The following is a 24973-nucleotide window of genomic DNA, read 5'->3' on the forward strand; positions in this document are numbered from 1 at the left end:
TTCCCCTTTACTTGTTGGTTGATACCGGCGGTTGGCCGATGGCATAGTCCAGGTTTGACTGGGCGATGCGGTAGTTATAGATAGACTGGAAATAGGACGCCCTCATGCGGGCGTAGGCCTGCAGCGCCTCCAGGATGTCCTTGGCTGGTCCGACGCCGAAATCAAAATTTGCTATGGCTGCCATTCCCCATTTTTTTGCATTGGTAAAGGCATTGTGCGTTGCAGTGACGCTGTTTTCAGCCTCTTTAAGGTCCAGGTAATACTTTTTGATCTGGAGCGGGATGTTGGCATCAGCGAAGGCCTTGGTGCTGAGCAGACGGTTGTACTGGGCACGCTCACCGGCAACCTTGGCGCTCGTGATGCCGAAGTCCAGCTTCCAGCGGGCACCGAGGGCCACACCTCCATTCAGGTGCTTGAACTGGTCAGTGATGTAGGGGTTATTAATGCGATCACGGTCGTCGGCATAGGCCCAGGAAAACAAGCCGCCCAGGAAAATGTCGGGATAGTAGTTGGCCTTGGCTGCCTCGACCAGGGCGTGGCGGGCTTTTATGCCTTCGGCAATCTGACGGTATTCCGGTCGGTTGCTGCGGGCCTTGTCCAGGTAGGTTTCAAAGTCCGGGACAACAGATTCATCCATGAGCAGCCGTTCGCTGCTGATTTCCAGCTGGGTGTCGGAAGAAATCCCGAGCCGGGATTTGAGTGCTGCCAGCGCAAGTTTTTCCCCCTTGCGGGCTTCTTCCAGGTACTTGGCGACCTCTCCGGAAAAGGCGTCCAGTTTGTACAGGTCAATCTCGTCGGCACCTTCAGAGCCCTGTTCGATCATGTTTACAGCCTTGACTCTGGCTTTGGCGAGGCTTTCCTGGACCTCTGTCACCAGCTCTTTGAGCTCTCGAGCCAGCAGCAGTCCGTAATAGTATTCACGAACCTTGAGGGCGATCTCGTTGGCCCGCTGCACTTTGCGGGAACGGTCGACTTCGATGCCGTGGGTGGCAGCCTTCATGTTTTCGGATATCTTCCCGAAGGTGTAGAGAGGCTGAATGAGGGTGGCATCCGTGCTGGTGAACCAGGTCATTTCACTCAACTTGAAGTGCCTGTCAGTGGCAATGGTGGGTGAGATGTCCTGTCTGCGTGCCTGGGGTGCCGGACCGAAGAGTGCGGTTACCTCAAGCTGGGGATAGCGATACGAGCCGGCCTCATCCAGTTTACTGGTGGTAAGGTCGATGTCGGCCTGGGCCTCACCCAGTTCAGGTGCGGATTTAAGGGCAATACGGATGCAGTCGTCTACCCCCAGCACAAGCCTGTTTTCGGACACACTCTCTGCGGCATGCACCAGGTGGGGGGGGGCGAGCAGTGCCCCGGCAATAAGTACCGCGATAAGGGATGATCTCATGATGGTATCTCGCTATTAAACCTTTCCATGGATAAATTTACTGACCAGTTCCTCGATATCGATGGCCGATTCGGTTTCTCTGATCTTGCCGTTGTCTGTCAGGAACTTGTCCGAACCACCCGGCTTGAGTTTGATGAATTTGTCACCGATGATCCCGCTGGTGCGGACCGATGCAATGACATCGTCGGTGATATTGACACCGGATTTGATCTTCAGGAGGGCCACGGCCCGGTCTCCAGATTTGGGATCAAGCGAGATGCGGTCGACCTTTCCAACCTCTACCCCGGCCACCTCTACCCGTGCCCCCGGTTTCAAGCCCGAAACCGAATCGAATTCTGCCGACACGGAATAATAATCGCCACCCATGATTTCCATCTTGCCCAGCTTGATGGAGATGTAGCCCAGACAGAGCATGCCCACCAGCATAAAGACGCCGACGGTCATTTCCAGTTTTGCCATATTCATGTTGTACCTCGTTGCTTCATACCTATCTTAATCAGGTTTGTGAGTTAGTCAAATTACTACACCATCTGGATCGGTCCATCCAGGCTGCCGCTGATAAACTGTTTCACCACCGGATTGGTGGAATTCCTGATTTCATCGGCCGAACCGAACTGCAGGATTTCCCCGCGAAAGAGCATGGCCACGTTCTGGGCAATATCAAAAATGTCCGGAATTTCATGGGAGACGATCACTGCAGTAAAGCCGAATTTCGCGTGGGTTTCCCTGATCAGTTGATGTATGGCCCGCTTGATGATCGGGTCCAGTCCGGTCGTCGGCTCATCGAAGAGGATGATCTTGGGGTTGAGCAGCAGCGCCCGCGCCAGCCCGACCCGTTTTTTCATGCCGCCGGACAGCTCATCCGTAAATTTCTGTTCCACATTCTTTAGTCCTACGTCCTCAAGCGCAGAAAGTACCCGCGTGCGAATCTCGGATTTCGACAAGGTGGTTTTTTCCTGCAAAGGAAAAGCGACGTTTTCGAAGACGTTCATGGAATCAAACAGGGCTGCGTTCTGAAAGAGCATCCCGAATTTCTCGCGGATGCGGTTCAATTCGGAGCGACGGATGCCGAGAATGCTTTCGCCATCTATTTCGATATCTCCGCTGTCCGGCTGCATCAGGCCGATGATATGCCTGAGCAGGACACTCTTGCCCTCGCCGCTGGGTCCGATGATGGCGGTGATCTGGCCGGCGGGTATCGCCAGATCCAGCCCGTTGAGTACCTTCTGGCTGCCAAAGGTTTTGTGGAGTTTGGTCAATTGGATCATGGCGTGCTCACAGCAGGATCGAGGTGAGGAAATAATCCCACACCAGGACCAGGACAGATGTCAGTACAACGGATTCGGTGGTGGCCTTGGAAACGCCTTCGGCGCCGTGGCCGGCATAATAACCCTTGTAGCAGCCGATCCAGGCGATGATCACCCCGAAGGAAAAAGACTTGGCAATGCCGGAATAGACATCCCGCCAGACAACCGCCTTCTCCATCTCGTAGAAATAGGCGCCCGGATTGACCCCCAGCAGCTTGACCCCCACCAGCCAGCCTCCGTAGATGCCGACAACGTCGAATATGGCGCATAACAGCGGCACGGACAGCATAGCGGCGATAAATTTGGGTGTGATCAGGTATTTGAACGGATCCAGCGCCATGGTTTCCAGGGCATCGATCTGCTCGGTGATGCGCATGATGCCGATCTCGGCTGTAATGGCGCTGCCGGCTCGACCGGTCACCATCAGGGCTGTCAGCACCGGACCCAGTTCGCGGATCAGTGAGAGTGCCACGGCCGTTCCCAGCATGCCTTCAGAGCCGAATTTGGCCAGGGTGTAATACCCCTGCAGGCCCAGTACCATGCCGGTAAAGGCGGCTGTCAGGAAGATGACGAACAGCGACTTGGCGCCGATGAACCTGATCTGCTTGAGGATCTGGAGCGGACTTCCGGGACGGCGGACAATCATGTAAAGCGAGTAGAGAAGAAACCATCCGATTCTCCCCAATTCGCGCACTGCGCTGATCGTAAGACGTCCTATTGCCTGAATTATACCGGACACACTGCTACCTCGAAAAAAGTAATTTTGACTTATACCGCACTTGATTTGAAATTGTAAAGAAAGAATGATTTTGTCGTGCTATGAATTGAAAGCAGCGGGCAGGGCGGCTCGTCTGAGATCAGATCAGCTCTTCCAGCTTCCCGCCCGGTTTCAGCCTGAAGCGGGTGCCGCGCCATTCTACCCGGTTGCCCAGGAAGGACAGCGCCCAGCAGAAGGAGGCCAGCATGTCCCGGAGCGGTAACAGCCAGAGCCAGCGGGGGAGGAGGTTGTCCCGTACGAAGGTACGGCTGAAATGGATGCTGATCCCCAGTCGCACGCTGTACAGCAGGGCAATGGCGGTCAACCCTGTCTGCAGTGAGGGGGCGAGCAGTGCCGCCGCTACAACCGCAGGAAAGGGCAGGGTGATGCCGGAGGCCAGGTAGCCGCCCGGTCGGCTGACCCGCATGGTGCGGGCCCAGCGCAGTTGTCGGGAGAGCACAGACATCAGGTTCTCGGCTTTGACGATACTCTCCACATAACAATCATCCAGCGCTATCCGCCAGCCGGCCTGGTGGATCTTGTTGCCCAGTTGGTAGTCATCAGCCAGGTAATCAGCCAAAGCTTCGAAGCCGCCGATCGATGCCAGCGCTTCGCGGCGTACGGCCATCGATGCACCCAGTGCAAAGGAGAGTCCTTCCAGTTGCAGGGCCACCAACACGTTCGGAATCATCTCGGCGGTAAAGCCGGTTGCCTCCAGGGCGGTTGCGATGTTGTGGACTTTAGAGGTGCGGTAGAGCGAGGTCACCAGTCCGGTCTGCGGATCGTCGAAATGTGACATGACCGAATTCAGGTATCTCGGTGCCACGCGGATGTCGCTGTCGCAGACGATGATAATGTCATGCCCTGCCCGGGGGAAGGCGTTGATCAGGTTGGAAACCTTGTAGTTCGGTCCCTGGATGGCCGGATTGATGATCAGTGAGATATCATGGTCGGGATGGTTTTCAATCAGCCTCCGAATGACCGCGATAACCGGGTCGTCGGCCGATGCTGCTGCAAAGATTATCTGCACCGGCCCGGTGTACTCCTGTTGGCAGAAGGAAGCGAAGTTGTCATAACTGTCGGCGTCCATCCCCTTGACCGGCTTGAGAATCGAGACACCATGCCGCAGGGTTGCATCAGAGGCAGATTCCGGTTTCTGGCAGCCTGTCGGGAGCATTCGGCAGAAAAACCTCCGGGCACACCAGAGGGATATCAGGCAGTAGGCTGTGGCGGGAAGTACCGCTATAAATGGCAGCAGGGAGTATATCATCAGCGTGTCTTCCGGCATCAGATCATCTTCTGGATGAGAATGAAATAGGGCGCCCCAACAGGCACGTTGATCTGTCCCATGCGCCAGGCATGAAAACGGTTGGGTGCCAGCTGCGTTACCCGCTCCTCTACAGCAGTCCGCTCCGAGTCCCCCCCTGCGTGACCGGGGTAGACCGTTATCGCCACGATGCCTCCAGGGGCAATGATTTCAAAAGACTGTTCAAGCCCTGCCAGGGTTGATTCCGGACGGGTGATCACCTCCCGGTCGCCGCCCGGCAGGTAACCGAGGTTGAAGATGACCGCCTGGACCGGCTTCACGCAGTGTTCAGCAATGGTCTCGTGACCGGCATGGATGAACTCTACCCATCCGATATGGCCGGCACTTTTCAGTCTGGCTCCGGTTTCGTCAATGGCCTGTTGTTGTATATCGAAGGCCCAGACCCGGCCTCCCGGACCCGCCAGCTCCGCCAGCAGCAGGGTGTCGTGACCGTTGCCGCAAGTGGCGTCGATGACATGGTCTCCGCTTCTGACAAACTGGCGCATGAAGAGGTGCGAGAGGGGAACCGGTCCGCGCAGGGCGGGCATCTCAGGTGGTGTGAATAAAATCATGGCCGAAGACAGTAACAGAAATGTTCCGCTTTCGCCACCGTGAAATTGGTTGCATAGCAGCAGGGAAACAGGGTAGTAACAATGCCATGATACTAAAGAAAACGGCAGATGCAGGGCAGGGTGGACATCGGCTGGACGAGGCGCTTTCCACCATGTTTGAGGCGCTCAGCAAGTCCGAGGCACGGCGGATTATCGATCGCGGCGGTTGCGCGGTAAACAGCAGCATGGTGCGGGTAGCCTCACGCACGGTCAAGGCCGGAGATGTTATCGAGGTGGGGGTGATGGAGGCGGGACGTTTCCGCGAACTGCTGTTGCCGCCTGAAGCCGTGCTGTATGAGGATGGGGAGCTGATCGCGATCAACAAGCCGGCCGGCATAAATAGTCAGCGTACCCCGTACCAGCTCAAAGGTACTCTTGAATACTGGGTATCCGAGTATTTCAGGAAGCAGGGCAGCAATGAGCCCTGCCGGGTGATCCACCGGCTTGACCGGGGTACCTCGGGAGTCATGTTGTTTCCCAAACATAAACGTGCCGCCGCCTGGCTGTCGGCCCGTTTTCACGACAATCAGGTGGAGAAGTGTTACCTGGCGCTGGTCTGCGGTCGGCCGGATCAGGCGACATGGACCGTGGACGGCGCCATCGGCAAGGTCGCAAGCGCCCGTTACGGCATCATGGACGGGGGGCGCTCAGCCGTTACCGCATTTCGTTTGCTGGCCGCATCCGACCGGTATTCACTGATAGAGGCGCGCCCTCTGACCGGTAGAACTCATCAGATTCGTGTTCATCTGGAGTCGTCAGGATTGCCGATTGTCGGGGACACAACCTATGGTGGTGCACCGGCCGGGCGGATGATGCTGCATTGTTCCTCATTGTTGTTCAAGGACGAGCGTGGTGTTGCGATTAAAGTCGATGCTCCGCTTGATGGTGCATACGAAGATCTTGCAAAACAGAACGGACTGATTACATCCCTGACGCCATAACGGGTATGACTCTGGTGCTGTCGGATAACATCAGTGGGTACCCAGTCTGGCAGTTCCGGTTTGAACAGTGCGTCGAGGTGTGTTAAAAAAAATAATTTCCAATACCGGACCGGTTGTGCTAATTTTCCTGCTCCCCGGCGCACTTCGCACCCACGCGGTATCTCAACTCAACCAAGGCAGGAAGCACACGTCCATGTCCAGAATCATCTGTATCGCCAATCAGAAGGGTGGCGTCGGCAAAACGACCACTGCCGTCAATCTGGCTGCATCGCTGGCAGCTGCTGAACGGCCGACCCTGTTGGTGGATATTGACCCGCAGGGCAATGCTACCAGCGGTGTAGGGGTTGATAAGTCCAGCCTTAAACACACGGTTTATGATGCCCTGATAAATGAAGCCGATCCATGCGGATTGATTGTCGATACCGGCCATCCTTTCCTGCATATCCTGCCATCTAACTCCGATCTGGCCGGCGCTGAGCTGGAACTGGCCACTGAAATCGGACGGGAGCATAAACTGAAATTTGTTCTGGCGGCAGTAGCAGAACAGTACCGCTATATCATTATAGATTGCCCACCATCGCTGAGTCTCCTGACCATCAATGCCATGACCGCCGCCCACTCGGTTCTGATACCGCTTCAGTGCGAGTTTTACGCCATGGAGGGCTTCTCCCAGATATTGCATACGATCAAGCTGATTCAGAAAATGATCAACCCCTTGCTGACGATTGAAGGGATTCTGCTGACCATGTTTGATTCCCGCGGAAATCTGAGCAAGGATGTGGCGGAAGAAATACGGACGCATTTTCCCGGACAGGTGTTCCAGTCGGTTATCCCACGAAATGTGCGTTTGGCAGAAGCGCCAAGCCACGGCAAACCGATCATTTATTACGATATCTCCTCGCGTGGATCAGCCAGCTATCTGCAGCTGGCCCGTGAGATCATTCAAAGGGAGGCAGCCAATGGCTAAAATAGGTGGCCTCGGCAGAGGGATGGCAGCGCTCCTGCAGGTAACGGAAACGAACGACGACACTAAGGCCTATTTCATTTGTCCAATTGAGCAGATTCGGCCCAACCGAAACCAGCCGCGCAAGCATTTTGCGTCCGATAAGCTCGAAGAGCTGGCTGCTTCGATCCGCGAAAAAGGTATCATTCAGCCGCTGGTCGTGACCAAGAAAGACGGTTTTTACGAAATCATCGCCGGAGAGCGCCGCTGGCGTGCATCCCAGAAGGCCGGGTTGCACGAGGTGCCGGTGGTTATCCGCGAAGCCAGTGAAGACGCGGTCATGGAGCTGGCGCTGATCGAGAACATCCAGCGACAGGACCTGAATGCTATTGAAGAGGCCCATGCCTATCGCTCTCTGGTCGAGCACTTTAATATCTCCCAGGAGGATGTAGCCAAGCGGGTCGGCAAGAACCGTACAACCGTGACCAATGCCCTGCGCCTGCTCAAGCTGCCCGACGCGATCCAGCACGATATAGTCGAGGAGCGTCTCTCCATGGGGCACGCCCGCGCGCTGTTGGCGCTGGAAAGTGCTGATCTGATAGAAAAGGCCCGCCATGAGATTCTGCATCGCCAGTTGAGCGTGCGGGCTACGGAAGAGCTGGTGCGACGACTCAAGGTCAATCCCCACCCCTCGGCCAGTCGCAAAAGACCTCAGCAGCCGGATCTGTTGATGAGCTCTCTTGAGGAGCAGTTGCAGAAACGTTTTCAATCGCGGGTTGCTATCCGGCGGGTAGGGACAAAGGGCGGTCGACTGGAGATACATTTCAGCGATTCGGACGAACTGACCCGCATTATTGACTTGCTCGATATCTGATGACCAGATACGCGACAGTTCTTGAAAAAAATAAATGTATACATATTTGAAAATATCTTGACATAGTCGGCGTAACCATGATAGCTAACGTCTGTTTTACGCCCGTATCTGGGATACAGTATACAACTCAGCATACCTAGAAGGGGTAGGTCGTGATTGAATTAAATCTAGCATTTTTTGTCCAGGTAGTTAATTTCGGGATTCTCGTCCTCGTCCTCAACATCTTTCTTTACAAGCCGATCCGCAAGGTATTGTCCGAGCGACGTCAGGTGGTCGAGGGTGCCCGGGACAAGGCTGCGTCTGTTGATCTTGAGGTTCAGGAGAAAATGGCTCAGTACGAGGCCCGGCTGCGTGATGCCAAGGCAGAGGCGACTGCTCGCCGTGCCGAATCCCTCAAGCAGGCGCAGGTGGAAGAAACTGCGCTGCTGGAAAAGGCCCGCACAGAGGCAACCGCTTCTCTTGGTACGATACGTGACCGTGTGGCCAAAGAGGCCGCTGACGCCAGGGTGCTGCTGAAGCAGCAGGCCGAACTTCTTTCCGGCGACATCTGCGAGAAAATCCTGGGGAGGGGCCTGTAACCATGTTGATGGTATCTGAACGCACCAAAAAAATAGCACTCTCCTTGGCATACATTGCCGTCATCATTCTGGCCGCCAACACAGGATTTGCCTCTGAAGGGGGTGGTGGTGCACATCACCCCGATAGCGGCGCCCAGATGAAAGATTTTGGCTGGCGTGTACTCAACTTTGCAGTTCTGGTGGGTATACTCTGGTATGCACTCAAAAAGGCCGATGTCAAAGGATCGTTGGGGGCCCGACAGACTCAGATCGAGAAGGATCTGAAAGACGCCCAGGAGGGCAGGGCCGCTGCAGAAGCCAAGCTGGCAGAATATTCCGGCAAACTCAATCAGGCCACAAAAGAGATCGATGAGCTACAGGCCGCAATAGTACGTGAGGGTGAGCAGGAAAAAGAGCGCATCATTGCCGAAGCAAAGATTGCCGCTCAGAAGATCGCTGCCCAGGCCGCCCAGTCTGCCGAACAGGAAACGGTCAAGGCTCGTGCCGAGCTGCGTGCCGAAGCTGCCCGTCTGGCTGTGGAGATCGCAACCGGGAAGCTGACCGGCGCCATCCAGAAGGCCGACCACGATCGATTTGTTGGTGAATATCTTGACAAGGTGGTACAGATCCAGTGATCAATAATACGTTAGCGCGCCGCTATGCCAAGGCGCTGGTACAGATTGGCTCCGAGGGCGGACTGATTGACCGTTTTCGCGAGGAGCTGACTGCCTTTGACCGTATGTTTTCTGCCAATCCAGATCTGAAAGCTGTGTTTGCAAATCCGGCCTTCACTGAGGTGCAGAAAAAAGAGATCATGAAGGATCTCGTCGCCAAGGTAAATTGTTCAGAACTGGTCGGCAATTTTCTGTTGCTGCTGGTGGACAAAAACCGCGTGGCATTCCTTGATCAGATTGTTCATACGTACCAGACACTGGCTGATGAGCAGTCCGGCATTATCCGGCCGATCATCAAGACAGCCTTTGCGCTGGACGCCAGTCAGGTGGCTTCCATTCAGGATGCACTTGAGAAGAAAAGCGGTAAAAAGGTTATCGCTCAGGTCAGCGTTGACCAGAGCCTGCTGGGTGGCGTGGTCACTCAAATCGGCGATACGGCATTTGACAGCAGTGTGAAAACTCAGCTTAAACGGATTCAAGATATATTACAGAAGGGGTAAATTCTTCCATGGAAATCAGAGCCGAAGAGATCAGTGAGATCATCAGGAAACAGATCAAGGAGTATGGCAAGGAGGTTGAGGTGTCGGAAACCGGCACGATCATCTCCATCGGTGACGGTATTGCCCGTATCCACGGCCTGGCTGGCGCCATGGCCGGTGAGTTGCTGGAGTTCCCCGGCGGCGTTACCGGTATGGTTCTCAACCTGGAAGAAGATAACGTCGGCGCCGCCATTCTCGGTGAATTCTCCGAGATCAAGGAAGGCGACACAGTTAAGCGTACCGGCCGCATCACTGAGGTTCCGGTAGGCGATGCCCTGATCGGTCGCGTTGTTAACGCTATTGGTCAGCCCATCGACGGCAAAGGCCCAATCAACACCAGCAGCTTCAGCAAGGTGGAGATCAAGGCCCCTGGCATTGTTGATCGTAAGTCGGTCCATCAGCCGATGGCTACCGGACTTAAGGCGATTGACTCCATGGTTCCAATTGGCCGCGGCCAGCGCGAGCTGATCATCGGTGACCGTCAGACCGGCAAGACCGCTGTTGCCATCGATACGATCATCAACCAGAAGGGCGGTGATGTGGTTTGTATCTATGTCGCCATCGGCCAGAAACGTTCCACGGTTGCCCAGGTTGTGTCCAAACTGACCGAGCATGGCGCCATGGATTACACGATCGTCGTTGCCGCAACGGCTTCCGAGTCGGCTCCGCTGCAGTTCATCGCACCCTACACCGGTGTTACCATGGGTGAGTTCTTCCGCGACAGCGGCAAGCATGCCCTGATCATCTATGATGACCTTTCCAAGCAGGCTGTCGCCTATCGTCAGCTCTCCCTGCTGCTCCGCCGTCCGCCAGGACGCGAAGCCTATCCGGGTGATGTTTTCTATCTGCACAGCCGCCTGCTGGAACGTGCCTGCAAACTGTCCGATGCACGTGGTGCCGGTTCATTGACCGCACTGCCGATCATTGAGACCCAGGCCGGTGACGTATCCGCCTACATTCCGACCAACGTTATTTCCATCACCGACGGTCAGATCTATCTGGAGTCCGACCTGTTCTTCTCCGGCGTACGTCCGGCCATCAACGTCGGTCTGTCCGTTTCCCGCGTCGGTGGCTCTGCACAGACGAAATCGATGAAACAGGTGGCCGGTACCCTGCGTCTTGACCTGGCCCAGTATCGTGAGATGGCTGCTTTTGCCCAGTTTGGTTCCGACCTGGACAAGGCCACCCAGATGCAGCTGGAGCGTGGTGTACGTCTGGTTGAGATCCTCAAGCAGCCACAGTACCGCCCGATCCCCAACGAGAAGCAGGTTCTGGTTATTTTTGCCGCCAACAACGGCTTCCTGGACGATTTACAGGTTTCTGCTCTCAAAAAGTTTGAAATTGAGATGTATGCATTCTTTGATAACCGTCAGGCAGAACTGCTCGCGGAGTTACGCGACAAAAAGGCCATTGATGATGATATGAAGGGCCGGATCGTTGCTGCAATGGGTCAGTTCAAGAAGGAATTCACCGCGTAAACAAGGACGGTTTGAGCTATGGCAAGCCTTAAAAGCATTAAAAAACGGATCGTATCCGTAAAAAATACGCGTCAGATCACCAAGGCCATGAAAATGGTCTCGGCTGCCAAACTGCGCCGTGCCCAGGAAAATGTTGTTGCTGCCAGGCCGTATGCAAGAAAGCTTGGCGAAGTGCTGCAAACATTGTCGGCAAATCTTGAGGGTGATCTCCATCCGTTGTTAGAGAAACGTGAGGCCAAGAAACTTCTTCTGATTGTTCTTACCTCGGATCGTGGTTTGTGCGGCGGTTTCAATACCAATCTGTGCAAGGCAGCTGACCGCTATATCAAGGAAAAATCGGACACATACGAGCAGATCAGTGTCATGACAATTGGCCGCAAAGGATATGAATTCCTCAAAAGCCGCTATACAGTGTATAAAAACTTCTCCAATGTTTTGGCAAAACCCAATTATCAGACAGCAGCCATGCTTGCTCAGGAAGTCATCGACGGATTCGTTGAAGGCGAGTACGATCAGGTTGAACTTCTTTATAATTCATTCCGCACCGTTATGACTCAGGATATCACCTTTCAGCAGATGTTGCCGGTTGAACCTGAAGTAAAAGGTGTTGCCGATGAAACTCCTGTTGAGTTTATCTATGAACCGTCTGTTGGTGATCTGCTGGCCGAGATACTGCCGAAAAACATCGAGGTTCAGATCTTTAAAGCCATGTTGGAGACGGTAGCCGGTGAACATGGTGCCCGTATGACCGCTATGGACAGTGCATCCAAAAATGCCAATGAAATGATCGGCAAGCTGACACTCCAGTACAACCGTGCCCGTCAGGCTGCCATTACCACCGAGTTGATGGAGATTATCTCCGGTTCAGAATCAATCAAGGGTTAATACTTAACTAAACGAAAGACTATATGAGGCCGCAGGGCCGCAGGAGGACACCGTTCCATGAGTCAGAACACAGGTAAAATTTCGCAGGTCATCGGCGCCGTTATCGACGTTGAATTTGAGCCCGGCAAACTGCCGGAGATCTACCACGCATTGCGCGTGACAAATCCGGCCATTGATGACCGTGAAAACAACCTCGTGCTGGAAGTTGCCCAGCATCTCGGTGAGAACTCGGTGCGTACTATTGCCATGGACTCTACTGACGGTCTCAAGCGCGGCCAGGTAGTTATTGATACCGGCAAACAGATCTGTGCACCGGTTGGCGCCAAGACCCTAGGTCGCATCATGAACGTTATCGGTGAGCCGGTTGACGAAATGGGTCCGATTGGTAACGAGAAAGAGTACGCTATTCACCGTGAAGCTCCTTCTTTTGAAAATCAGTCAACCAAGGTTGAGGCATTCACAACCGGCATCAAGGTTGTTGACCTGCTGGCACCTTATGCCCGCGGCGGCAAGATCGGCCTGTTCGGCGGCGCCGGCGTCGGCAAGACGGTTCTGATCATGGAACTGATCAACAACATCGCCAAGCAGCACGGCGGTTACTCCGTATTCGCCGGCGTTGGTGAGCGTACCCGTGAAGGAAATGACCTCTGGATGGAGATGAAAGAATCCGGTGTTCTCGATAAAGCCGCTCTCGTGTACGGTCAGATGAACGAGCCTCCAGGGGCCCGTGCCCGCGTTGCCCTGACCGCTCTCTCCGTCGCCGAGTACTTCCGTGACGAAGAAGGCCAGGACGTTCTGCTCTTCATCGACAACATCTTCCGTTTTACCCAGGCAGGTTCAGAGGTTTCGGCACTGCTCGGCCGTATCCCTTCCGCCGTTGGTTACCAGCCTACGCTGGCCACTGAGATGGGTGAACTGCAGGAACGCATTACTTCAACCAAGAAGGGCTCCATCACATCAGTACAGGCGATCTACGTACCTGCCGATGACTTGACTGACCCGGCTCCGGCAACCGCTTTTGCCCACTTGGATGCAACCACGGTTCTTTCCCGTCAGATCGCAGAGCTCGGTATCTATCCGGCTGTTGACCCGCTCGACTCCACCTCGCGTATTCTTGATCCGCAGGTTATCGGCGAAGAGCACTACGCCGTTGCCCGCTCGGTTCAGTACGTTCTGCAGAAGTACAAGGATCTTCAGGACATCATCGCCATCCTCGGGATGGATGAACTCTCAGAGGAAGACAAACTGGTTGTTGCCCGCGCCCGTAAGATTCAGCGCTTTCTGTCACAGCCGTTCTTCGTGGCCGAGGCCTTTACCGGTTCACCCGGCAAGTATGTTGAACTCAAGGACACGATCAAAGGCTTCCAGGAGATCGTTGCCGGTAAGCATGACAGTATGCCGGAACAGGCCTTCTATATGGTCGGCTCGATCGAAGAGGCTATTGAAAAGGCCGCTAAACTGGCTGCAGTATAATTAACCTTACGGGAGTTTCTCCCTTTCAAGGAATGATATATGGCTGAAAAGATGAAGCTTGAAATAGTCACCCCCTATAGCAAAGTGCTTGATCAGGAAGTGGAAGAAGTCACTGCCACCGGCAAGCTTGGCGAGTTCGGCGTACTTCCCGGGCATGCCCCCTTCCTGACCTCACTCCGTATTGGTGAGTTGTGCTACAAGAATAACGGTGTTGCAGCAACCATGGCACTTAACTGGGGCTACTTCGAGATCAAGGACGATAAGATCATCGTTCTGGTTGAAACTGCCGAATCTGCCGACGAAATCGATGTGGAGCGTGCCAAGGCCGCCCTCGGCAGGGCAGAAGAAGCTCTCAAGAAGCTTACTCCAGAAGACAAACAGCATAAGGTCTATGAAGCTGCTCTTGAGCGGGCGATCATACGTATGCAGGTGGCCGGTAAGGCTGTCCGTAAATAGGATTTCACCTCATAACTGGAATTAATTAAGAGCGGCAGCGATGCCGCTCTTTTTGTTTGTGTGGCGCGCACTGATTTGTTTTGCTATAACCCTTACAACGGCAATGGGCTGGTGCCTGCCACATAGAACCTGATAAATCAGGTAGTGCTATTGTTGTACCGAAATACTGCGTTCCTGGAGATACTCAATATGTCAACGACCGAATGGACAATTCCCGACCTGCTGCAGCTGTCTGGAGGTTACTGGAGTACCTGTGCATTGCATGCCGCCGTAAAACTGGACATCTTCAGCCTATTGGAAGCCACTCCCCTGACAGCTGGAGAGGTTGCGCATCAATGTGCATGTGATGTGCGCGGTACTGCCATGCTGCTGGATGCTTTGACGTCACTCGCTCTATTGGAAAAAACGGCAAGCTCCTATAGTTCAACAGCGTTTGCCAAAGAGCATCTGTCCCGGACATCGCCCGCATATATGGGGCATATCATCATGCACCATCACCATCTGATGGCAGGATGGAGTAGGCTTCACGAAGCAGTGCAAAGCGGAGGGCCGGTTCGTGAACGGGTTGCACAGGGTGACGATGCAGCTGTCAGGGAGAGTTTCCTGATGGGAATGTTCAATCTTGCAAGCCTGCTGGCTCCCCGTATCGCCCATTCGATTGACCTGTCCGGCCGCAAGCGTCTGCTTGACCTCGGTGGCGGGCCCGGGACCTACGCTATCCACTTCTGCCTCGCACACCCGGCGCTCTCGGCAGTGATATATGATCTTCCTGCGACCAGATCATTCGCAGAAAGCACCGTTTCCCGCTTCGATCTTTCCGGGAGAATCACTTTCATACCCGGTGATTACCATGCGGAGCCTGTTCCGACCGGCTTTGATGTTGCATGGCTGTCCCACATACTGCATGCCGACGGACCTGAAGCCTGCACGGCACTATTGCGCAAAACGGTTGCAGCCCTCGACCCGGGCGGTGTCCTGATGGTGCAGGAATTTATCCTGGACGATGCCAAGGACGGACCGGCCTTCCCGGCACTTTTTTCACTCAATATGCTGCTGGGAACCGAGGCGGGACAATCATATTCCGAGAGTGAGCTGACTGGCATGATGGTTGCGGCCGGTCTGTCTGATGTGCACAGGCTTGAGATAGAGCTCCCTAACGGTGCCGGGGTGATGAGTGGTCGCAAGCGCTAGGTGTAAGCGTTGAGCTCCGTGGCAAAAAGCTACAACGCCTTCTCTGAAGAGCTGAAACGTGTCTTTGGCTGCCGGGTGCAGCGCATCTCAGTTGATGCCGGTTTCAGCTGCCCAAACCGTGATGGTTCGCTGGATACCGAGGGGTGCATCTTCTGCGGAGGACATGGGTCCGGCTCCCATGGAATCATCCGCAGTCTCTCCGTAGCGGGCCAGATTGAAGACGGCAAGGAGGTCATGCGACGCAAATACAAGGCGCAACGCTATATTGCTTATTTCCAGGCCTATTCCAATACCTATGCCACTGTTGATCACCTCAGGTCGCTCTATACTGAGGCCATGTCTGTACCCGACGTCGTCGGTCTGATTATAGCAACCCGTCCTGATTGTCTGCCAAATGATATCCTCGATTATCTTGCCGAAATCAACAATCAAACCTACCTTTGGCTGGAGCTGGGAATCCAGTCCATTTATGCAAGAAGCCTGTCATTCATCAACCGTCATCATGATCATGCGTGTTCGGTGGATGCGCTGCTGCGGGCCAAGTCCCGGGGGGTGAGGGTCTGCGCCCACATCATACTCGGACTGCCGGGCGAGACGCGCGAGGAGATGCTGGACATGGCCCGCGAATTGAATCGCTTGGGTGTCGACGGAGTCAAACTGCACCTGCTGCATGTCATGAAGGGGACGGTGCTGGCTGAGATGTACGGGCGGGGTGAGGTGGGAGTGCTGGATAGAGATGCTTATGCCGGCCTGGTGTGCGACTTCCTCGAACGGCTTGACCCAAGGGTGCTGATCCACCGCCTGACCGGTGACGGCGGGCATGCTAATCTGGTGGCGCCGTTATGGTCACTGAAGAAATTCGAGATACTCAACCTGATTGATGCAGAGATGAAGCGCCGCGGGATACGACAAGGGGCAAGCCGGGTTTAATCGTTGTCGGCCAACTTGTATTTGATCAGGCCCGCCAGGCTGGTTATGTTCAGTTTCTTCAGGATACGCATCTTGTAGGTGCTGACCGTCTTGACGTTCAAGGATAACTTCCAGGCAATTTCCTTGTTTGTCGCACCGGAAACCAGCATTTCGGATACCTGCTGCTCACGTTCAGAAAGTGCCTTGGTTTCCGGTATATTCTTTCCCGAGAGAAATCCGACCTGTAATCCCGACAGCACCTCTTCCAATAGATTCTCACTGACAAACTTCTTCCCCAAGGCAACCTTTTCAATGGAATACATAAGTTCCGAAGGATCGCATTTCTTGCTGATGTAGCAGTCTGCTCCAAGGGAATACGCCTTGACAGCATACTGTTGCTCGGTATGCATGCTGACAACGACAACCGGAAGGTGCGGGTTATCTCGCTTGATGTGATTCAAAACCGCAAACCCGCTGATATCAGACAGCGTCAAATCGAGTAGAACGACATGGTAGTCGTTGTCCCGAATCTTCTGCAATGCCTCGCCGCCGGATCCGGCCTCATCACAGTATACATCCCCGTCCAACTCCTGCAGGAGAAGGTGGGTACCCGCTCGTGTGACAACGTGTTCATCAACGATAAGAATTTTCATGTCACCAATCCATCGTGTGTAGGATCCTCAGTAACGCAATAATTATAAATGGGTATTAGAAATGCGCAAGCAATGGACAAGAAAAATCATAGGAAAAATGTAATCCAATTCTTACAAAGATGTCAGCAAAATGCCACCATTGCTATTGAATATTTATGAGGTTTAATTGAAACACCCGTGTCCACTCCATATAAGCAAGGATAGTGACGTATTGTGATAGTTGCTCCTTGCCCGTTTTATCCCCTGAAAGGGTCAGATTATGAATTTAGCGTATTCATCTGCAGCAACAACACATCTCACCGGTGACTGGACCATTGCGGGTGTTGTACAGCAGGTGAACCGATTAACGGAATTTGAAATCGGCTGTGCCCGAAACGGCGTCACCGTTGTTGTCGATTGCAGCGGTATCGATGGAATCGACCTGAGTGGTTTTCAGTTGCTGTATGTCTGGCTTCACTGCATCCAGTTGAACGGGCTGCGACCCAAGCTGGTCAATATGCCTGAATGGATGCGTGAAGCCCAGGAACTGCAAGGTGTCTCACAGGTATTTGAAAATTAAATACGGGAGTGCGGCATCGTTTGATCGTATGAAGCTGGAAGTAAGCTGAAGATATTCATATCGAAAGGGAGGGTTGTTATGAAGCTGGAAGTCATTAAATCAATCGCAGAGTTGTACAGCATCAAGGCCAGCAGGATGAAGAAGTCCGAACTGGTGAGGGCCATCCAGCATGCCGAGGGGAATGAGCAATGTTTTGAGGCCGGCAAGTCTGCCACATGCGGTCAGATCGGCTGCAGCTGGCGTGAAATCTGCTCTTAGAATTGAATCCAGTACATGTGAAAGGAGAATATTATGCAGAGGTTCAACTTTGTAAAGACTGGTTCAACTCTGTTTTCAGCAGTTGTCCTGGCGATATTGATAGCCTGGGGGGGCGGCGCAGAGCTTGGTCGTGCGGAAACCGGCGTCGACAAGCGGGTCGAGGAGTTCAAGGCAGGCATAAATAAGCCTGCCTCGCATGGTGATGAGGGGGCTGCAACAACCGTCGGCCATGGAGAAGACAAGAAACCGGCTGCAGAACATGCGCCGTCCAAGAAGGAGAAACCCGTGGCTCATGCCCCGTCCAAAAAAGTGAAGCACGCGGCTCCAAAGGCTGCTGCTCACGCAGTAGGTGGCCACGGTGAGCATGTCGCCGGGGTTGATGCTGATGAGGCGCTCAAACGGCTTCTGGACGGAAATAAGCGTTTTGTGTCGGGACATGCCAAGGGACCCAACAGGACGTCTGCCCGACGAGCGGAACTTGCCAAGGCGCAACACCCGATTGCGGTCGTAGTCAGCTGCTCCGACTCACGGGTGCCGCCAGAGCTTCTGTTTGATCAGGGCTTCGGTGATGTTTTCGTGGTTCGAACAGCCGGTAATATTGTCGATTCCATTGAGCTTGCAAGCATTGAGTATGCGGTTGACCATCTCGGCACTAAGCTCGTGGTTGTTCTTGGACATGAGCGCTGCGGAGCGGTAACGGCAACCCTGCAGGGTGGGGCTGTTCCTGGTAATATCCAATGTATTGTAGATACCATAAAACCTGCCGTAGAAAAGGGTAAAGCGCGCCATACAGGGCACGGTGAACTTCTGGACACCTGTACCAAGTCGAATGTGAAGATGGTCGCGGAAAAGATTCGAACTACGGCGCCGATCCTCTCGGAAGCGGTAGAGGATGGTATGTTGAAGGTGGTAGGTGCTTTTTACGACTTGGACACCGGGATGGTAGATATGACCTATATGCCGAACTGAATCTGAATTCTAGCTTCCGGTATTATTAACAAGGAGAACGCCATGAACATCATGAAAAATATGAAGATAGGAACCAAAATACTTGGCCTCGTCGGCATCATGATCATCCTGATGGGAGCATTGGCCGGTTACGGCATACTGCAGCTGAAAAGTGCCGGAAACGAGGTAGTGGGACTGGCAGAACAGGAAATCCCGATAACCGCTGTGATCAACGAAGTCAGCATTGTTCAGTTGGACCAGGAGGTCCTGTTCGAACGGGCCATCCGTCTTGGGATAACCAACCAGCCGTCGGAGTTAAAAAAAGTAGTAGAGGAGTTTGGAAAAGCGGTTAAAGAAGCCGACGTAATGTTGAAAAAAGGCGACACTCTCATAGACAAGGCACTCAAGGACACAGTCGGAGATGCCGTCGCTCAGAAGGAGTTCCGGGAGATAAGCGAAAAAATGAAAGTTCTGGAAAAAGAATATAAAGACTATGAGCATACGGTGGCACAGGTATTTGCACTACTTGAAGAGGGGAAAATGAGCGCAGCGGCAAGTCTGGAAGCAAAGGCAGAGACCGAAGGGAATCAGGTGGAAGCAGTTTTCAAAGACTTCATCAAACTTCTTGAAAAGAATGTCGAAGGAACGGTCAAAAAGATCGAGGAGGACGAGGCGTTGGCGGTCAAGATGATGATAATCCTGACCGTGGCAGCCCTGATCCTCGGACTGCTGATCGGAATCTTTGTAACGCGCGGCATCACTCGTCCCATCAACGAGGCCCTGGGTGTTGCCAACGCCCTGGCCCAGGGAGATCTGACTATCTCGGTGGTTTCTGATTCCAAGGACGAGACCGGCCAGATGATGTCCGCCCTCAGTAATATGGTGGAAAAACTCAAACAGGTGGTGGGGGATGTCATGGGGGCCACTGACAACGTGGCTTCCGGTAGCCAGGAACTCTCTGCTACGGCCCAGCAGATGTCCCAGGGGGCAACCGAACAGGCTGCCAGCGCCGAGGAGATCTCCTCCTCCATGGAAGAGATGTCCTCCAGTATCAAACAGAACGCCGACAACTCGGGGCAGACCGAAAAAATCGCCATCAAGAGCGCCGCTGACGCCAAGGAAGGGGGCCGGTCTGTCACCGAGACTGTTGCAGCCATGAAGGAGATTGCCACCAAGATCTCCATCATCGAAGAGATTGCACGCCAGACCAACCTGCTGGCTCTGAACGCCGCCATCGAGGCCGCCCGGGCCGGTGAGCACGGCAAGGGCTTCGCCGTGGTCGCCTCCGAGGTCAGGAAGCTGGCTGAACGAAGTCAGGCCGCGGCCGGAGAGATCAGCACCCTTTCGTCGCGCTCCGTGCAGGTGGCCGAGACCGCCGGTGAGATGCTGAACAAGATGGTGCCGGATATCCAGCGGACTGCAGAACTGGTGCAGGAGATCAGTGCCTCCAGCAAGGAGCAGGATACTGGCGCCGAGCAGATCAGTAAGGCCGTCCAGCAGCTGGACCAGGTTATCCAGCAGAACGCCTCCGCTTCCGAAGAGATGGCCTCCACCTCGGAGGAGCTTGCCAGCCAGGCAGACCTGTTGAAAGACACGATCTCCTTCTTCCGGATCGACAGCAGCGGATCACGGCAAACCGCCCACACCGTACGCCTGCCGCAGCACAAGGCCCAGGTGGCCCACATCGGTCGCAAGGCCGTGTCCGCCCCAGCGAAGAAGACCGCCGGAGGAGGTGTCAATCTTCAGCTGGGGGACAAAACAGGTGCCGACAAAATGGATGAAGAGTTTGAGTCTTTTTAAGCTCAAAGGGAAGACAGGGTGCGGAGGCCAGGGCAGCTGGGAATAACCCCGCACCCTGATAAAGGAGCCATTATGAGCGTTGCGACAATAACGGAAACTACCCAGTATCTGACCTTTAAACTCGACGATGAAGTCTTTGCCCTCGATGTTGCCAAGGTCAGAGAGATTCTGGAATACACCACTGTCACCAAGGTGCCCCAGACCCCCGACTTCATGCGGGGGGTCATCAACCTGCGGGGAAGCGTGGTACCGGTGATCGACCTGCGCCTGAAATTTGGAATGCCGGCAACCGAACAGACCGTCAACACCTGCATCATTGTCACGGAGGTAGGTATGGACGGTGAAACGGTGCAACTGGGCGCTCTGGCAGATTCGGTACAGGAGGTGGACGAGATGGAGCCGGACCAGATTGAGGCCGCGCCCCATATCGGCACGAAACTTGATACAGACTTCATCAAGGGGATGGGCAAGCAGGACAACAACTTTGTCATGATACTGGATATCGACAAGGTGTTCAGTTCGGGAGACCTGGCAAGCATAAACCAGAAGCCGTTTGCAGGGTAAATCTATTCATCATGTGTGACAACGTGGCGGTAGGGGCTCTGGATGGTGAGTCATGGGCTCTTTAATTGTCGCAAAAGTGCGCGAGGTACTTGACAAGGAGGTGCTTTTACTGGAAGATAATTCATTGTGATAGACATGCTGCCGGATCGTTGCAATACCGAATAAAGCCTGCCTTTGAGAGAGAAATGCAGGCTTTATTTTGGCGCCCGAGCGCCACTAACATACATAACAGGACTGTTTCTCAAATTGAAGGAGGTAAGCAGGTTATGACGTTGTCATTGGTAGATGTACCGAAAGATGCCGTGGTTGTTAGCTCAATCATTGAAAAAACACTGTCGAACGGAATGCTGGTGGAGGTTTTCCTTGTCAAATACCCCCGCCAGTACGAGGCCGCTCTCTTTATTGAAGGACATTTCAAGCCCGGGCCGCCTGTGCCGCGACCGGTAGACAACCCTACCGAAACGGCCGCCTACTGGATGGGAGTTCGTCCCAAAGTGGGATTGAGTCAAGCGGAAGGAGATGAAATTCTGGGAGCTGTAAATGTCCAGAACAAGCTTCATCACTGCTATTTTTCCGACACGTGGGGGGTTGTGGAGGCGTAGAAAGCTGTGCAAACAGAATACGTAGGTTGAGTCGCAGATTAAACCTGTTGATGGGGTGATATACCCATCAACTTGATGGTGAAATGAATTGTTGTGAGGTATGTCTATGGACTCTCGAAATGCTTCCATTCAGGTTCTCCGAAGAGAACTGCGGGCTTCCATGGGGGATCGAAATAAACTGAGCAAGCTGCACTCTGTTGTTACACAACAGATCAACACTACCTATGGCCAGGAGAAAGAACTTCTGCTGAATTTCAGGCAGGAGGTTCGTGACGCTCTTAATTGCAGTGCATCCAACAACTGGGGAACAAACTAATGTCCCGCTTGATTCTCTTGCATGACTCCCTGCCTGAAATTAATGTACGCAGTGAAGACACACCGACACACCCAATGACCATGTCCGTATTCTTCCGACATCCCGCCGTCAGATTTTACCCATAAAAATCAGCAGCAGAAACATGAAGTAAAACGCTCCACCTACCAGCAACGTCCCCGGCGTCAGGTGCTTTTTTATCCGAATCTGCAGGTAGGCCGCTCCGACCGAGGCGAAAGTCAGGGCCACGGTCAGCAGGGCCGCCGTATTGAGCTGCCAGTCGGTCATCAGGATGCCGATGGCGGTGATCATCGAGCCCTGGAAGACCATGGCACCGGTGACATTGCCGATTGCCAGAGTGTCCTTGCCCTTGTTGATCCAGATCACGCTGTTGAACTTCTCCGGCAGTTCGGTTGCGATCGGCGCGATGATCATGGCCAAAATAAAGGGCGATATGCCCATCTGAACGGAAATGATCTGGACCTTCTCCACAAAGATATACGATCCCCACACGATCAGCAGCAGGGAACTCAGTACCTGTATACCGATGATATACATATGTGGGTCATGGGATTTGGGGGCGAAGTAGCAGGGTTCTAGATCCGACTCTTCAACCTCATGGCATGTATCTCCCTCACAGCGGAGAGTTTGAAGTACATACCCGCCGTAGGTCAGAACCAGAGACAGGGCGATGAAGGTTTTGATCACCGGGTGTCCGCCCAGAAACGAGGCGGTAATCGCCACGGCATACAGGATCAGGAAATACTCCATGTCGCGCCGCATGACGATCGTATCCACCCGCATGACCGGGTAGTCGTCCCGTTTCTTCTTGTTCCAGATCACCGCCAGACCACTGATGAAAAAGGCCAGTGTCCCCAGCATGAAGGGCGCGCCGATGATGGCGCCGACACCGATCTTGTGTCCCGCTTCGGGAGTGCCGAACATGATGGCCACGATTGGCACCAGGGTTTCCGGCAAGGCGGTGCCGACTGCGGCAAAGACACTTCCAACCGCTCCATCGGACAGATTCATCTTCTTGCCGAACCACTCCAGGCCGTTGGTAAAGACCGTAGCTCCCAGCAGGATAATCCCCAGGGCAAGTAATAATAACAACCAGTTCATCATGATTACATCTCCACCCTGGTTACGACGCCCTGCAGTTTGGCGGCCGGAATTTTGTAAAACTGCACGAAGTTTGGGGTCAACTTCTTGAGGGTTGAGAAGACCTTCCAGAATGGATTGCCGGTGGAGATGTCCTCAATGCCGTAAAATATAACCTTCTCCACGATGCCGTTAGCTCTCAGCAGTTGTTCGATGTCAAACAACTCCATGTACCCTGCTCTGACTTCAAATGCATCCAAACCGGTACCCAGGTCGCTGGTCAGCTTGCTTTCCTGTCCATAAGGTTCATCTGTACGGATGATGGAAATCAGCACGTTGCGCTCGTAAATAATGTTTGACCGGATGGTGCAGTGTACCAGGTAGGGGGGGATAGTGTTCCATTCTTTGACAAAGAACAGCCCGGTGCCGGAGATGTGTCCCTTTTTGTAGATCTGCTCATAGCTCATCAGATAGGTTTCGAGGTCGAGCGGTTTGAGGGCGAGGTACAGAGCCCGCTGTCCCTTGGTCCAGATCAGGATGGCTGCCAGCGGGATCGAAGCCAGGATCAGTGACCAATAGCCGCCATGGGGCAGTTTATTCAAGTTTGAGAACAGGAAGATGAAGTCGACAACCGTAACCAGAAGTGCTACCGGCACCTTCCATTTCTTCTGGGTTCTGGAAAAAATCATGACCATCATGATGCCGGTAATCGTCATGGTGCCGGTCACCGCCAGACCATAGGCCGCTGCCAGGTTTTCTGATTTCTTGAAGATCACCATGATCATGATGACCAACGCTAACAGAATCCAGTTGACGGCGCCGATATAGATCTGAGATTTAAGCTGGTGTGAAGTGTAATCAACTTTCAGCAATGGCAGGATGCGGGTGGTGATACCCTGGTACACGATCGAGAAAACACCGCTTATCAAAGCTTGTGAGGCGATCACCGTGGCCATGATTGTTAACACAAGAAACGGGATATAGAGCATCGCTGACTGGGACTGCACCATGCCGAACAGGATGTTTTTAGCATCCGGGTGGGTCAGTATGAAGGCTCCCTGTCCCAGGTAGTTGATCACCAGGGCTACAAAAACTATGTACCAGGCACGCTTGACCGGTTTGCGCCCGAGATGTCCCATGTCAGCGTATAGCGCTTCCCCCCCGGTTGCGCAGAGGATGACTTCGGACAGGATGAAAAATCCGGCCATGCCGTTTTTTGCCAGAAATCCGATGGCATAGTGAGGGCTGATGGCAGCAAGGATGCCGGGGAACGAGAACAGGGCAATAACGCCTGAAATGGTCAAGGCGGAGAACCAGACCACCATGATCGGCCCGAAGGCATTGGCGACCTTGTCGGTGCCCTTGAACTGGAAGATGAACAGAAATACTGCGATGATGGCGGCGATCAGAATCAGCATTGACTGGCTGAGACCACTCAGGGAGGGAATCAGCAGGGCACCTTCCACAGCCGATAGTATACTGATGGCAGGGGTGATGACGCCGTCTCCCAGCAGCAATGCCACTCCAAGATAGGAAAGGAATGTGATGAAGACCATTTGGCGCCCCGGCTTGATCATACGAACCAGGATTTCGCGCAGAACGATGGTGCCGCCTTCTCCTTTGCGACTCAGGCTCATGGCCAGCAGGGCGTATTCAATATTGACCAGGATCATCAAGGTCCAGACGATTAATGAGATGATGCCGAAAACGTTTTCCTGAGTAGGTTTAGTCAGGGCGATAATAACGGTCAGGGTATAGATCGGGCTCGTGCCGATGTCACCGAAAACCAGCCCCATTGATTTTATGATGCCGCCCCAGAAGGAGTCGGTCTCGCCATGCTTCATTTGTTTGCCTCCGGAGATAAAAGAATCTTTTATACACCCG

At 53.9% G+C, this 24973-nt stretch carries 28 protein-coding genes; 19 read left to right on the forward strand and 9 right to left on the reverse strand.

The window, feature by feature from the left end; genetic code table 11:
- Positions 1-7: 7 nt before the first annotated feature.
- The 6 genes from ACOCF6_RS15910 to mnmM form a co-directional block, all read right to left on the reverse strand.
- Entirely contained in the window at positions 8-1390 is a 1383-nt protein-coding gene (locus ACOCF6_RS15910) for a TolC family protein (RefSeq protein ID WP_482461315.1), read from the reverse strand.
- A 15-nt stretch (positions 1391-1405) separates the two neighbouring features.
- On the reverse strand, positions 1406-1855 hold the full coding sequence (gene mlaD / locus ACOCF6_RS15915) for an outer membrane lipid asymmetry maintenance protein MlaD (RefSeq protein ID WP_482461316.1): 450 nt from the start codon (positions 1853-1855) through the stop codon (positions 1406-1408).
- A gap of 56 nt (positions 1856-1911) precedes the next feature.
- Complete coding sequence (locus tag ACOCF6_RS15920; protein ID WP_482461317.1) at positions 1912-2658, reverse strand: ABC transporter ATP-binding protein; 747 nt, start codon at positions 2656-2658, stop codon at positions 1912-1914.
- Between the two features lie 7 nt (positions 2659-2665).
- Positions 2666-3436, reverse strand: coding sequence for an MlaE family ABC transporter permease (locus tag ACOCF6_RS15925; RefSeq protein WP_482461318.1), 771 nt, complete (start codon positions 3434-3436; stop codon positions 2666-2668).
- Positions 3437-3554: 118 nt separating this feature from the next.
- Positions 3555-4742, reverse strand: coding sequence for a bacteriohopanetetrol glucosamine biosynthesis glycosyltransferase HpnI (gene hpnI / locus ACOCF6_RS15930; RefSeq protein WP_482461319.1), 1188 nt, complete (start codon positions 4740-4742; stop codon positions 3555-3557).
- Positions 4742-5332 carry a tRNA 5-(aminomethyl)-2-thiouridylate-methyltransferase MnmM gene (gene mnmM / locus ACOCF6_RS15935; RefSeq protein ID WP_482461320.1) on the reverse strand — a complete coding sequence of 197 codons (591 nt, stop codon included), beginning with the start codon at positions 5330-5332 and terminating at the stop codon, positions 4742-4744. Before mnmM ends, hpnI begins: the two co-directional genes overlap by 1 nt.
- A gap of 86 nt (positions 5333-5418) precedes the next feature.
- On the opposite strand from mnmM, the gene ACOCF6_RS15940 reads away from it, so the two are divergent.
- The 12 genes from ACOCF6_RS15940 to mnmL all read left to right on the forward strand — a co-directional run bounded on the left by ACOCF6_RS15940 (position 5419) and on the right by mnmL (position 16312).
- Positions 5419-6312 carry an RluA family pseudouridine synthase gene (locus ACOCF6_RS15940; RefSeq protein ID WP_482461321.1) on the forward strand — a complete coding sequence of 298 codons (894 nt, stop codon included), beginning with the start codon at positions 5419-5421 and terminating at the stop codon, positions 6310-6312.
- A 193-nt stretch (positions 6313-6505) separates the two neighbouring features.
- Positions 6506-7279, forward strand: a complete 774-nt coding sequence (locus ACOCF6_RS15945) for a ParA family protein (RefSeq protein ID WP_482461322.1) — start codon at positions 6506-6508, stop codon at positions 7277-7279.
- Positions 7272-8129, forward strand: a complete 858-nt coding sequence (locus ACOCF6_RS15950; protein WP_482461323.1) for a ParB/RepB/Spo0J family partition protein — start codon at positions 7272-7274, stop codon at positions 8127-8129. Before ACOCF6_RS15945 ends, ACOCF6_RS15950 begins: the two co-directional genes overlap by 8 nt.
- A 152-nt stretch (positions 8130-8281) precedes the next feature.
- The gene (locus ACOCF6_RS15955; RefSeq protein ID WP_482461324.1) at positions 8282-8707 is read left to right on the forward strand and encodes an ATP synthase F0 subunit B; all 426 of its coding nucleotides are present in this window, start codon (positions 8282-8284) and stop codon (positions 8705-8707) included.
- A 2-nt stretch (positions 8708-8709) separates the two neighbouring features.
- Positions 8710-9321, forward strand: coding sequence for an ATP synthase F0 subunit B (locus tag ACOCF6_RS15960; RefSeq protein ID WP_482461325.1), 612 nt, complete (start codon positions 8710-8712; stop codon positions 9319-9321).
- Complete coding sequence (gene atpH / locus ACOCF6_RS15965; protein WP_482461326.1) at positions 9318-9860, forward strand: ATP synthase F1 subunit delta; 543 nt, start codon at positions 9318-9320, stop codon at positions 9858-9860. The genes ACOCF6_RS15960 and atpH overlap by 4 nt, the downstream gene beginning before the upstream one ends.
- 8 nt (positions 9861-9868) lie before the next feature.
- Positions 9869-11377 (forward strand): F0F1 ATP synthase subunit alpha, encoded by a 1509-nt coding sequence (atpA, locus tag ACOCF6_RS15970; protein ID WP_482461327.1) that lies wholly within the window; start codon positions 9869-9871, stop codon positions 11375-11377.
- A gap of 18 nt (positions 11378-11395) precedes the next feature.
- Positions 11396-12262, forward strand: coding sequence for an ATP synthase F1 subunit gamma (gene atpG, locus ACOCF6_RS15975; RefSeq protein ID WP_482461328.1), 867 nt, complete (start codon positions 11396-11398; stop codon positions 12260-12262).
- A 57-nt stretch (positions 12263-12319) separates the two neighbouring features.
- Positions 12320-13735: a F0F1 ATP synthase subunit beta gene (atpD, locus tag ACOCF6_RS15980; protein WP_482461329.1), complete on the forward strand. Its 1416-nt coding sequence runs from the start codon at positions 12320-12322 to the stop codon at positions 13733-13735.
- Between the two features lie 39 nt (positions 13736-13774).
- Positions 13775-14191, forward strand: a complete 417-nt coding sequence (locus tag ACOCF6_RS15985; protein ID WP_482461330.1) for a F0F1 ATP synthase subunit epsilon — start codon at positions 13775-13777, stop codon at positions 14189-14191.
- A 189-nt stretch (positions 14192-14380) separates the two neighbouring features.
- A complete protein-coding gene (locus ACOCF6_RS15990; protein WP_482461331.1) occupies positions 14381-15382 on the forward strand; it encodes a methyltransferase in 1002 nt (333 codons plus the stop codon).
- A 9-nt stretch (positions 15383-15391) separates the two neighbouring features.
- Positions 15392-16312 carry a tRNA modification radical SAM protein MnmL/YtqA gene (mnmL, locus tag ACOCF6_RS15995; RefSeq protein ID WP_482461332.1) on the forward strand — a complete coding sequence of 307 codons (921 nt, stop codon included), beginning with the start codon at positions 15392-15394 and terminating at the stop codon, positions 16310-16312.
- Here the strand turns inward: mnmL and ACOCF6_RS16000 are convergent.
- The gene (locus tag ACOCF6_RS16000) at positions 16309-16944 is read right to left on the reverse strand and encodes a response regulator (RefSeq protein ID WP_482461333.1); all 636 of its coding nucleotides are present in this window, start codon (positions 16942-16944) and stop codon (positions 16309-16311) included. The genes mnmL and ACOCF6_RS16000 overlap by 4 nt on opposite strands.
- A gap of 259 nt (positions 16945-17203) precedes the next feature.
- Here ACOCF6_RS16000 and ACOCF6_RS16005 point away from each other — a divergent pair, with 259 nt between their 5' ends.
- From ACOCF6_RS16005 to ACOCF6_RS16035, 7 genes are all read left to right on the forward strand, one after another.
- On the forward strand, positions 17204-17503 hold the full coding sequence (locus ACOCF6_RS16005) for an STAS domain-containing protein (RefSeq protein ID WP_482461334.1): 300 nt from the start codon (positions 17204-17206) through the stop codon (positions 17501-17503).
- Positions 17504-17581: 78 nt separating this feature from the next.
- The gene (locus ACOCF6_RS16010; protein ID WP_482461335.1) at positions 17582-17761 is read left to right on the forward strand and encodes an SAP domain-containing protein; all 180 of its coding nucleotides are present in this window, start codon (positions 17582-17584) and stop codon (positions 17759-17761) included.
- A gap of 33 nt (positions 17762-17794) precedes the next feature.
- On the forward strand, positions 17795-18730 hold the full coding sequence (locus ACOCF6_RS16015) for a carbonic anhydrase (protein ID WP_482461336.1): 936 nt from the start codon (positions 17795-17797) through the stop codon (positions 18728-18730).
- A gap of 42 nt (positions 18731-18772) precedes the next feature.
- Positions 18773-20509, forward strand: coding sequence for a methyl-accepting chemotaxis protein (locus tag ACOCF6_RS16020; RefSeq protein ID WP_482461337.1), 1737 nt, complete (start codon positions 18773-18775; stop codon positions 20507-20509).
- A gap of 72 nt (positions 20510-20581) precedes the next feature.
- A complete protein-coding gene (locus ACOCF6_RS16025) occupies positions 20582-21073 on the forward strand; it encodes a chemotaxis protein CheW (protein ID WP_482461338.1) in 492 nt (163 codons plus the stop codon).
- Positions 21074-21339: 266 nt separating this feature from the next.
- Positions 21340-21675 (forward strand): hypothetical protein, encoded by a 336-nt coding sequence (locus ACOCF6_RS16030; RefSeq protein WP_482461339.1) that lies wholly within the window; start codon positions 21340-21342, stop codon positions 21673-21675.
- 106 nt (positions 21676-21781) lie between these two features.
- Positions 21782-21991, forward strand: coding sequence for a hypothetical protein (locus ACOCF6_RS16035; RefSeq protein WP_482461340.1), 210 nt, complete (start codon positions 21782-21784; stop codon positions 21989-21991).
- 108 nt (positions 21992-22099) lie between these two features.
- Here the strand turns inward: ACOCF6_RS16035 and ACOCF6_RS16040 are convergent, their stop codons facing one another.
- Complete coding sequence (locus tag ACOCF6_RS16040; protein ID WP_482461341.1) at positions 22100-23113, reverse strand: sodium:calcium antiporter; 1014 nt, start codon at positions 23111-23113, stop codon at positions 22100-22102.
- 2 nt (positions 23114-23115) lie between these two features.
- Complete coding sequence (locus ACOCF6_RS16045; RefSeq protein WP_482461342.1) at positions 23116-24933, reverse strand: KUP/HAK/KT family potassium transporter; 1818 nt, start codon at positions 24931-24933, stop codon at positions 23116-23118.
- Between the last annotated feature and the right edge of the window lie 40 nt (positions 24934-24973).

Source organism: Geobacter psychrophilus (genome assembly GCF_056821595.1).

What these genes read in the sequence shown, in the direction of transcription:
- ACOCF6_RS15940 (WP_482461321.1), top strand. Translation starts at nt 5,419, where the DNA reads ATGATACTAAAGAAAACGGCAGATGCAGGGCAGGGTGGACATCGGCTG.
- ACOCF6_RS15950 (WP_482461323.1), top strand. Translation starts at nt 7,272, where the DNA reads ATGGCTAAAATAGGTGGCCTCGGCAGAGGGATGGCAGCGCTCCTGCAG.
- ACOCF6_RS16030 (WP_482461339.1), top strand. Translation starts at nt 21,340, where the DNA reads ATGACGTTGTCATTGGTAGATGTACCGAAAGATGCCGTGGTTGTTAGC.
- ACOCF6_RS16015 (WP_482461336.1), top strand. Translation starts at nt 17,795, where the DNA reads ATGCAGAGGTTCAACTTTGTAAAGACTGGTTCAACTCTGTTTTCAGCA.
- ACOCF6_RS15910 (WP_482461315.1), bottom strand. Translation starts at nt 1,390, where the DNA reads ATGAGATCATCCCTTATCGCGGTACTTATTGCCGGGGCACTGCTCGCC.
- ACOCF6_RS15945 (WP_482461322.1), top strand. Translation starts at nt 6,506, where the DNA reads ATGTCCAGAATCATCTGTATCGCCAATCAGAAGGGTGGCGTCGGCAAA.
- atpA (WP_482461327.1), top strand. Translation starts at nt 9,869, where the DNA reads ATGGAAATCAGAGCCGAAGAGATCAGTGAGATCATCAGGAAACAGATC.
- ACOCF6_RS15990 (WP_482461331.1), top strand. Translation starts at nt 14,381, where the DNA reads ATGTCAACGACCGAATGGACAATTCCCGACCTGCTGCAGCTGTCTGGA.
- ACOCF6_RS16040 (WP_482461341.1), bottom strand. Translation starts at nt 23,113, where the DNA reads ATGATGAACTGGTTGTTATTATTACTTGCCCTGGGGATTATCCTGCTG.
- ACOCF6_RS15960 (WP_482461325.1), top strand. Translation starts at nt 8,710, where the DNA reads ATGTTGATGGTATCTGAACGCACCAAAAAAATAGCACTCTCCTTGGCA.
- ACOCF6_RS16045 (WP_482461342.1), bottom strand. Translation starts at nt 24,933, where the DNA reads ATGAAGCATGGCGAGACCGACTCCTTCTGGGGCGGCATCATAAAATCA.
- atpG (WP_482461328.1), top strand. Translation starts at nt 11,396, where the DNA reads ATGGCAAGCCTTAAAAGCATTAAAAAACGGATCGTATCCGTAAAAAAT.
- ACOCF6_RS16005 (WP_482461334.1), top strand. Translation starts at nt 17,204, where the DNA reads ATGAATTTAGCGTATTCATCTGCAGCAACAACACATCTCACCGGTGAC.
- ACOCF6_RS15985 (WP_482461330.1), top strand. Translation starts at nt 13,775, where the DNA reads ATGGCTGAAAAGATGAAGCTTGAAATAGTCACCCCCTATAGCAAAGTG.
- mnmM (WP_482461320.1), bottom strand. Translation starts at nt 5,332, where the DNA reads ATGATTTTATTCACACCACCTGAGATGCCCGCCCTGCGCGGACCGGTT.
- ACOCF6_RS16000 (WP_482461333.1), bottom strand. Translation starts at nt 16,944, where the DNA reads ATGAAAATTCTTATCGTTGATGAACACGTTGTCACACGAGCGGGTACC.
- ACOCF6_RS16020 (WP_482461337.1), top strand. Translation starts at nt 18,773, where the DNA reads ATGAACATCATGAAAAATATGAAGATAGGAACCAAAATACTTGGCCTC.
- ACOCF6_RS15920 (WP_482461317.1), bottom strand. Translation starts at nt 2,658, where the DNA reads ATGATCCAATTGACCAAACTCCACAAAACCTTTGGCAGCCAGAAGGTA.
- ACOCF6_RS16025 (WP_482461338.1), top strand. Translation starts at nt 20,582, where the DNA reads ATGAGCGTTGCGACAATAACGGAAACTACCCAGTATCTGACCTTTAAA.
- ACOCF6_RS16035 (WP_482461340.1), top strand. Translation starts at nt 21,782, where the DNA reads ATGGACTCTCGAAATGCTTCCATTCAGGTTCTCCGAAGAGAACTGCGG.
- ACOCF6_RS16010 (WP_482461335.1), top strand. Translation starts at nt 17,582, where the DNA reads ATGAAGCTGGAAGTCATTAAATCAATCGCAGAGTTGTACAGCATCAAG.
- mlaD (WP_482461316.1), bottom strand. Translation starts at nt 1,855, where the DNA reads ATGAATATGGCAAAACTGGAAATGACCGTCGGCGTCTTTATGCTGGTG.
- hpnI (WP_482461319.1), bottom strand. Translation starts at nt 4,742, where the DNA reads ATGCCGGAAGACACGCTGATGATATACTCCCTGCTGCCATTTATAGCG.
- atpD (WP_482461329.1), top strand. Translation starts at nt 12,320, where the DNA reads ATGAGTCAGAACACAGGTAAAATTTCGCAGGTCATCGGCGCCGTTATC.